General features: G+C 55.1%; 11 protein-coding genes and 2 tRNA genes. 8 read left to right on the top strand and 5 right to left on the bottom strand.

The window, feature by feature from the left end; genetic code table 11:
- Nucleotides 1-696: 696 nt before the first annotated feature.
- A tRNA-Ser gene (locus tag GHO42_RS12715) sits at nt 697-784 on the bottom strand.
- Nucleotides 785-806: 22 nt separating this feature from the next.
- Nucleotides 807-905 (bottom strand) — tRNA-Ser (locus GHO42_RS12710).
- Between the two features lie 124 nt (nt 906-1,029).
- Between GHO42_RS12710 and GHO42_RS12705 the strand changes: the two genes are divergently transcribed.
- From GHO42_RS12705 to GHO42_RS12675, 7 genes are all read left to right on the top strand, one after another.
- Nucleotides 1,030-1,701 (top strand): Bax inhibitor-1/YccA family protein, encoded by a 672-nt coding sequence (locus GHO42_RS12705; protein ID WP_095002022.1) that lies wholly within the window; start codon nt 1,030-1,032, stop codon nt 1,699-1,701.
- A 110-nt stretch (nt 1,702-1,811) separates the two neighbouring features.
- Nucleotides 1,812-2,204, top strand: coding sequence for a sulfurtransferase complex subunit TusD (gene tusD / locus GHO42_RS12700; RefSeq protein ID WP_095019560.1), 393 nt, complete (start codon nt 1,812-1,814; stop codon nt 2,202-2,204).
- 1 nt (nt 2,205) lies between these two features.
- Nucleotides 2,206-2,568, top strand: a complete 363-nt coding sequence (gene tusC, locus GHO42_RS12695; RefSeq protein ID WP_095002024.1) for a sulfurtransferase complex subunit TusC — start codon at nt 2,206-2,208, stop codon at nt 2,566-2,568.
- The gene (gene tusB, locus GHO42_RS12690; RefSeq protein WP_095002025.1) at nt 2,568-2,855 is read left to right on the top strand and encodes a sulfurtransferase complex subunit TusB; all 288 of its coding nucleotides are present in this window, start codon (nt 2,568-2,570) and stop codon (nt 2,853-2,855) included. Before tusC ends, tusB begins: the two co-directional genes overlap by 1 nt.
- Nucleotides 2,852-3,187, top strand: a complete 336-nt coding sequence (locus GHO42_RS12685) for a TusE/DsrC/DsvC family sulfur relay protein (RefSeq protein ID WP_095002026.1) — start codon at nt 2,852-2,854, stop codon at nt 3,185-3,187. Before tusB ends, GHO42_RS12685 begins: the two co-directional genes overlap by 4 nt.
- A complete protein-coding gene (locus tag GHO42_RS12680; protein ID WP_095032288.1) occupies nt 3,184-4,185 on the top strand; it encodes a glycosyl transferase family protein in 1,002 nt (333 codons plus the stop codon). The genes GHO42_RS12685 and GHO42_RS12680 overlap by 4 nt, the downstream gene beginning before the upstream one ends.
- Before the next feature lie 45 nt (nt 4,186-4,230).
- Nucleotides 4,231-4,458 (top strand): YheU family protein, encoded by a 228-nt coding sequence (locus GHO42_RS12675; RefSeq protein ID WP_095002028.1) that lies wholly within the window; start codon nt 4,231-4,233, stop codon nt 4,456-4,458.
- On the opposite strand, the gene csrA is transcribed toward GHO42_RS12675, so the two are convergent.
- Together csrA and GHO42_RS12665 are read right to left on the bottom strand one after the other, a co-directional pair.
- Nucleotides 4,455-4,658, bottom strand: a complete 204-nt coding sequence (gene csrA, locus GHO42_RS12670) for a carbon storage regulator CsrA (RefSeq protein ID WP_095019562.1) — start codon at nt 4,656-4,658, stop codon at nt 4,455-4,457. The genes GHO42_RS12675 and csrA overlap by 4 nt on opposite strands.
- A 135-nt stretch (nt 4,659-4,793) precedes the next feature.
- On the bottom strand, nt 4,794-5,126 hold the full coding sequence (locus GHO42_RS12665) for a YnfA family protein (protein WP_095002030.1): 333 nt from the start codon (nt 5,124-5,126) through the stop codon (nt 4,794-4,796).
- A 201-nt stretch (nt 5,127-5,327) separates the two neighbouring features.
- Between GHO42_RS12665 and GHO42_RS12660 the strand changes: the two genes are divergently transcribed.
- On the top strand, nt 5,328-5,486 hold the full coding sequence (locus tag GHO42_RS12660; RefSeq protein WP_095002031.1) for a DUF3309 family protein: 159 nt from the start codon (nt 5,328-5,330) through the stop codon (nt 5,484-5,486).
- A gap of 48 nt (nt 5,487-5,534) precedes the next feature.
- Here the strand turns inward: GHO42_RS12660 and GHO42_RS12655 are convergent, their stop codons facing one another.
- A complete protein-coding gene (locus GHO42_RS12655) occupies nt 5,535-7,613 on the bottom strand; it encodes an LTA synthase family protein (RefSeq protein WP_095019563.1) in 2,079 nt (692 codons plus the stop codon).
- Between the last annotated feature and the right edge of the window lie 237 nt (nt 7,614-7,850).

The following is a 7,850-nucleotide window of genomic DNA, read 5'->3' as shown; positions in this document are numbered from 1 at the left end:
GCAAAACGCGTCTCAAGCCTGTAAATGTGTAAACGATGTACCCGGTTAGATGTGTAAAGGATGTACCGGTCTCTACACAGCGAATCCTCCAACACCAAGATACATCTGGTCGTGGATGCGTATGGCAGCGACTTCACGTCATTTGCCCCCCCAAGTTCCCCCGCGGATTGCAAACAGGCTCCCAACGCTCCCGGAGGCATGACGGCAGATCACCGATCTTCCGAAAAAGACAACGTTAGCGATGCCATTTTCGAACAAGCCCCACTCCAAGGAATGCACGTGTAGTTTCCATCACGCAAAAAACCACAAGGCATCTCGCCCCCGTGACAAGCGCCTGTACCGTCATCGCAATCCGGTCGATATCACTTTTTATTTATCAAGCAGTAGCGCGGCGATGCCACACGCCTGCCAAGAATTTGCCATCGCTGCTCGCTCCCGCAGACATGCTAACTGGCACCTTAGATACGCATCTCGGGACGATACGTTTTAGAGGGATGAGTAGATATGGAAGATGACAAACCTGAAGGTGCTACGACAACGCGAATCCCCGCATAAGGCGCTACAAGTAGCAACCAGAATGCTGCGCCTTGCCAAAGAGGCGACGGAAACCCGACTAAGGAATCAAAAACTACTTTCTTGCAGGCGAAAAAAAAGGGCTTAGGTAACACCTAAACCCTTGATTTTACTGATTCTCGGCGGGGAACCAGGGATTCGAACCCTGGGAACGCTATTAACGTTCGCCGGTTTTCAAGACCGGTGCATTCAACCACTCTGCCAATTCCCCGATGTTCCGATAAAACGCTTTGCAAAGGTGCAACAGAAGCTAGCCTTGGATAAGAACTCATGGACCTGTTACAGTCGACGGTTTTCAAGACCGTTGCCTTAAACCACTCGGCCACACCTCCTATACGTTGTTTCGGGCGCCATAATACCTGAATGAAACACGTTGTCAAACTCTCTTGATCGCTTGTTTCAGAGCCTCTGCTATGATCTTTGCTACTTAACATTTCTAAACACAGGAGTATCGCCATGCGCGAACAGGATTACGCAGTTAATAGCAGCGTGCAGGCCGAGCAGCTAGAGGTTAGCCGCGTCCTGCGCAATACGTACGGTTTGCTGGCCCTCACCCTGGCTTTCAGCGGTGTGATGGCTTATGTCTCGCAACAGTTGCGGGTCGGCTATCCCAATATTTTCGTTGTGCTGATCGGGTTCTACGGCCTGTTTTTCCTGACCAACAAGTTGCGTGACTCCGCGTGGGGCCTGGTTTCTGCCTTTGCCCTTACCGGTTTCATGGGCTTCTTGCTGGGCCCTATTCTCAACCGTTACCTGGGCATGCAGGGCGGCGCCGAGGTGGTCAGTTCTGCCTTTGCCATGACGGCTCTGGTATTTGGCGGCCTGTCTGCCTATGTATTGATCACTCGCAAGGACATGAGCTTCCTCGGCGGTTTCATCACTGCCGGTTTCTTTGTTCTGCTGGGCGCTACGCTGGCGAGCTTCTTCTTCCAGATCAGCGGCCTGCAGCTGGCTATCAGCGCCGGTTTTGTACTGTTCTCTTCGGTCTGCATTCTGTTCCAGACCAGTGCAATCATTCATGGCGGCGAGCGCAACTACATCATGGCTACCATCAGCCTGTATGTATCGATCTACAACCTGTTTATCAGCCTGCTGCAAATTTTCGGCATCATGAGCCGCGACGACTGATCAACAACCGCTATATAAAAGCCCGCTTCGGCGGGCTTTTTGTTGTCTGCCACAAGCATCTTTGGGCATCTGGCTTTATCATTGCCCCAGATTTGCCGACAGAGCCCACCATGAAATTCGCCATTGCCCTTTATTCAGCGGCCCATGCCCCCTCCTCCCGTCGAGCCTTGCGCTTTGCCGAGGCAGCGCTGGCAGGCGGCCATGAAATTGTCCGTTTGTTCTTCTATCAGGACGGTGTTCATATTGCCTCGAGCAATATCGTCACGCCGCAAGACGAGCAGGACCTTGCGCAACAATGGGCAACTTTTGTCAGCCAGCACCAACTCGATGGTGTGGTCTGTATTGCCGCTGCCTTGCGCCGCGGTGTACTCAATGAAGACGAGTCCGCACGCTATCAGCGCCCCGGGGTCAATGTTCATGCACCCTGGGAGTTGTCCGGACTGGGCCAATTGCACGATGCCATTCAATCGGCCGATCGATTGATCTGTTTCGGGGGACCTTGAAATGCCCAAGTCACTATTGATTATCAGCCGTCAGGCACCGTGGTCGGGGCCCGGCGCCAAAGAAGCACTGGATATCGTGCTGGCAGGCGGTGCATTTGATTTGCCGATTGCCCTGCTGTTTATGGATGACGGTATTTTTCAGCTGCTGGCGACTCAAAATGCCGCAGCCATCCAGCAGAAGAATCTAACGGCCAATCTGCAGGCCCTGTCCATGTTCGGCGTTGACGATCTGTTTGCCTGCAACCACAGCCTTGACGAACGCGGCATCTCAACCGAGGGGCTTGCGGCAATTGATGTGCAGCCCTTGTCGACTGAAGCTGTCCGCGCTCTTATTGACCGTTATGACCAAGTGATCACCCTCTGATGTCGACTCTACATGTTGTGAGCCACTCACCATTTTCTGACATACGCCTGAGCAGCTGTCTTCGCGTGTTAGGCAGCGACGATGCCCTTTTGCTCTGTGGCGACGCGGTGTATGCCCTGCAGCTTCAAGGCACTGCTCTCACAGCCCTGACTGGAAAAACCGTATTTATCCTTGAAGAGGACTTGCAGGCACGCAACCTGGAATGTCCGCCATGGGCGGCCTGCGTTGATTACCCGGCTTTCGTCGAGCTGTCGATTCGTTACGACAAGGTCAACAGCTGGCTATGAATACGCTCACCCTCAACGGTAAAAATATCGAGCTGGACAAGGACGGTTATCTGCTCGATCTCAACGACTGGTCCGCTGATGTTGCTCAGGCACTGGCGGCGCAGGCAGGTATTGAGTTGAGCGCCGAACACTGGGAAATCCTCGAGTTGTTGCGCAGCTTTTATCAGGAGTTCGAGCTATCGCCTGCCACTCGCCCTCTGATCAAGTACACGGCACTCAAATTGGGTCCAGAAAAGGGCAATAGCCTGCATCTCAACCGACTGTTTAACGGCACCCCTGCCAAACTCGCCGCCAAGCTGGCGGGCCTGCCCAAACCGACCAATTGCCTATGAACACTCCCGCTGCGCTGACACTTGAAACTCCCGCCGAACACCCTTTTGCGCAATTTGTACGCATCCTGGGCAAAGGCAAACGGGGTGCCCGCAACCTGACTCGGGAAGAAGCCCGCGAAGCCATGGGCATGCTGCTTGACGACAAGGCAGAAGACACGCAACTGGGCGCCTTCCTCATGTTGCTGCGGCATAAAGAAGAAAGCGCAGAGGAAATGGCCGGTTTTACCGAGGCCGTCAGGGAGCGACTGACACCTCCCGCGATCAAGGTCGACATTGACTGGCCGACTTACGCCGGTAAAAAACGCCACCTGCCCTGGTACTTGCTGGCAGCCAAGTGCCTGGCACAGCACGGTGTACGCATTTTCATGCATGGCGGCGGCGCCCATACGGCGGGCCGAATGTACAGCGAGCAGCTTCTCGACGCGCTGGCCATTCCACTGTGTCGCAACTGGCAAAGTGTCAACGAGGCCCTGGATACGGGGAATCCGGCCTTTATGCCGCTGCAGGACTGGGCGCCACAATTGCAACGCATGATCGATCTGCGCAACACCCTCGGGCTGCGCTCGCCGATTCATTCATTGGCTCGCATACTCAACCCGCTGGGTGCGCGCTGCGGCCTGCAAAGCATCTTCCATCCGGGCTATCAAAGCGTGCATCGCGAAGCCAGCGGCTTGCTGGGTGACACCAGTATTGTGATCAAGGGTGATGGCGGCGAAGTCGAAATCAACCCCGATAGCGCAAGCCATCTTTACGGCACTACAGCTGGTGTTGACTGGGATGAAGAATGGCCAGCACTGTCTTCACAGCGCCATGTCAAACCAGCGTCGCTAGACCCTGAACACCTCAAGGCGTTGTGGCGTGGAGAAGTCCAGGACAGCTACCCGCAACTGGCCTTGCTGTCGACCATGGCCCTGGCATTGCGCGGCCTGGGCACACCCCGGGCGCAAGCTTTTGAACTGGCTCAGCATTACTGGGACAACCGCAACAAGGCGATTTAAGCCCAAGGCCAACCACCTCAACACGCTTGTTTACGAGAGCCCAAGATGCTTATCCCCTACGACCAGCTTGAACCCGACACCCTCACCCGCCTGATCGAGGACTTTGTGAGTCGCGACGGCACGGACAACGGCGATGACACTCCCCAAGAAACCCGTGTACTACGGGTTCGACATGCATTGAGCAAAGGCCAGGCAGTAATTTTCTTCGATCTGGAAAGCCAGCAATGCCAACTGATGCCCAGGCACGCGGTACCGAAGGAATTTTTTGATTAAACCTTGGCCGAAGATCCGGTTGCCTGCTGCCCGACGGGCTGGTTTTTTATCCGCTCATAAATTTCCGAGCGATGCACGCTGATATGCCTGGGAGCTTCAATCCCCAGGCGCACGTTGTTGCCGTTAACGGCGATGACAAACAGCGTTATATCTTCCCCGATTGAAAAATGCTCTCCGACGGTTCGACTCAGTATCTGCATGGCTCTCATCCTCAAGGGTGGGGAGCCACAAAGACTGCACGGCATAAAAACCGGCTTCAATACTTACAAGTTAATTCAGTTACAACCTACTGCATACAAGGCTTATTCCTACGTACTCCCTACGGAATTTTCCCTTTACGAGGGGGTAAAACGCGGTCCCAGCAAGATGATGGTCGCGCCAATCACGCACAGTCCTACCCCGAGCCAATCTGAGCCCAGTGGCCGGATACGTTCCACTACTGCCAGCCAGGCAATGGATGTCACGATGTAAATCCCGCCATAGGCCGCATAGGCCCGCCCGGCATAGGCTGCCTCAACCTTGGTCAGCAGCAGGGCAAACAGCACCAGGCTCAGAATAGCGGGCAAAGCCCACCAGGCACTTTTGCCCTGACGAAGCCACATCCAGAACCCGTAGCAGCCTGCAATTTCAAACAGGGCAGCCAAAAAAAACCAAACGTAATTGAGCATGTGCAGTGTTTCCAGGTGGGCAGCGCGCCACCCTACCTGCGCACCTGCCACCGATCAAGGCAGAACTGTTTTTGAGTACGGCATGAAAAAAGTTGAATTATTCATCGAGCTGGAGAGTCGGATTTTATAAGCACTGCCCATCCTTGTTCCTGAAGCGGCGCCCCGTAAAACTGAACGTTGGCGGAACACCACAAAAAGGAAATGCTCATGACCACAATTCTTCTGATCGTCCTGATTTTGCTGTTAATCGGCGGATTACCTGTGTTTCCGCACTCCAAAAGCTGGGGCTATGGCCCCTCAGGGATTATCGGTACCGTACTGGTTGTACTGTTGATATTACTGTTGCTCGGCAAGATTTGACCCAATAAAAAAGAGGCCCTGAGGCCTCTTTTTTATTTAACTGGCTGATTATTTCGGATCAGCCACACCTGCGGTGTTGTCCAGCAGGCTCTTGGTCGCGGTCTGCAGGAAGGATTCGAGCTTTTTCTTCAGCTCGGTCGCTTCAGGCGAGTCAGTGACCACGGTCGCTTCAGGGTTGGCACCCAATTTGTACTGCCAAACCTTGGCCGGCATGTCTTTAGGCTGCACCAGCAAGTGGTCGTCACTGATGATCGCCACGGTCTGGTCACTGCCAGACGGCTTGATCACACCACTGCCCTTGTCACCCTCAGGCAGAGTCAGCAGGTCACGGCCCCAGCATTGCTGACGGAACTCACCACCCAGACGCCCCATGATGGTTGGCACGATGTCGACCTGAGTGCCCACGATATCAGTGCGTGTACCAAACTTCTCCTGGATGCCAGGACCGATCAGCAGCAACGGCACGTTGAAACGCCCCAGGTCCATCTCGGAAATCTGCTGCTCGTTACCGAAACCGTGATCGCCCACGATCACAAACAGGGTTTCCTTGAAGTAGGGTTCTTTGCGCGCTTTTTCGAAGAACTGCCCCAGCGCCCAGTCGGAATAACGCATCGCCGTCAAATGCTCGTTGAGCGAACCGCGATCGGTTACCGGCTCGACCGGCAATGGCGTAGGCAAGGCATACGGCGTGTGGTTGGACAGGGTTTGCAGCAGCGCATAGAAAGGCTCTTTGCCTTCACGCTTTTTCAGCTCTTCCAGGCCGCGGTTGAACATGTCCTGGTCGGACACACCCCAGGTAGGATCAGAGAACACCGGGTCAACGAAATCGTTACGACCTACAAAAGTGGTCATGCCCTGGTTACTGAAGAAACCAGACTGGTTGTCCCAGGCAAAGTCGCCGTTGTAGACATACACGTCATCGAACTTGCGGGCGCTGAGCAGTTCCGGCAAGCCGGACAGCTTGTGGCTGCCTTCCGGGGTCTGCATCAGGTATTCAAAACCCGGCAGGTTCGGGAAGCACGCCATGGTGGCAAACATGCCCTGGTGGGTATGGGTGCCGTTGGAGAAGAAGCGCTCGAACAGCAAGCCTTGCTTGGACAGCTCATCGAAGTACGGGGTGATATTGCCCGGACGACCCAGCGCACCGACCGAGTGACCGGCGAAGCTTTCCATCAGGATTACGACGACGTTCTTGATAGGCAGGGTTTTTTCCGCAGGCGGCGTGGTATCGCGACGCACAGGAGCGGTATCAGGATCAACCAGCTTGTCATTTTCAGTCAGCAGCATGTCGCGCACGGTCTGCGTCGCTACGGGCTGCTCAAGGGTAGCCTTCCAGATATTGGTGCGATCGTCACCGAAGCGGCTTTTCGCAGCGGCAATCAATGACAGAGAGCCGTTGAGCCCCAACTGATTGGCGAAGTTGGAGTCGGTTGTGTAGGCATCACCCCAACGCAGCGGAGGACCCTGACGCAATGTGCCACGGGCCAGGACCACACACACCAGCAGCAGCACGACAAATACCGCTGCACGGCCGTACCAGGGCGCCACCGCACGCGAAGTGCCAGCAGCCGCGCGGGTAGCGCTGGAACGGGTCACGCGGTCGGCGCCGCGGAAGGCAAAGTACAAAATGACAGTGCCGACAGCCCAGGACAGCAGGTAACGCACCACCGGGAAGCCATACCAAAGCATGCTCATCACGGTTTTCGGGTCTTCCTTCACATACTGGAAAACCAGACCGTTAAGACGCTGATGGAACTCACGGTAGAAGTCCATCTCCATCAGGCCCAAAAACAGCGCCAGGCTGGATGCTGCAGTCAGCCAGAAACGCAGCACACCGCGCATGGCCATGGCCTTGACACTGAGCACCGCCAGCAGCAGCGGAATACTGAAGTACACGACAATCCGGGCGTCAAAGCGCAGACCGTTGCCGAAGGCTTCAAGGAACGTCGATGCCGGGGTGTCGAGGATCATTTCCCGGTTGTAAACCAGCAATGCCACCCGCAACAGGGTGAACATCACCATCATGATCAAGGCACAGAGCAGCGTAAACGCCAGATGCGATTTGACGGTCGGTTGCAACACACGCGTGGCCGCGTGCTGTTGGCTTGGGGCGTCCGGGTTTGCCATGTCGTTTTAGGACCCATTGGTTCAAGTTGAAGTGGCTTTATCACCGGTGGCTTGCCACGGGTGCATCGCTCTTTAATTACACAGATTTTGACCCGAGACCCACCAGAAACGCCTGAACTGAGGCGTTTACGAGTAGACAGGCAAAATTTTGCGTGCGAATTGTCTTAAAGGTACCGTGAAAATTTCGTGCAGAGCACATCTTGAAACATAAGAAAGGGCGCTCATTCCCTGTGGGAG

The organism is Pseudomonas sp. FSL R10-0056, from assembly GCF_009600105.1.
Classification (GTDB): domain Bacteria; phylum Pseudomonadota; class Gammaproteobacteria; order Pseudomonadales; family Pseudomonadaceae; genus Aquipseudomonas; species Aquipseudomonas bubulae.
This window is presented reverse-complemented; position numbering and strand designations above follow the sequence as displayed.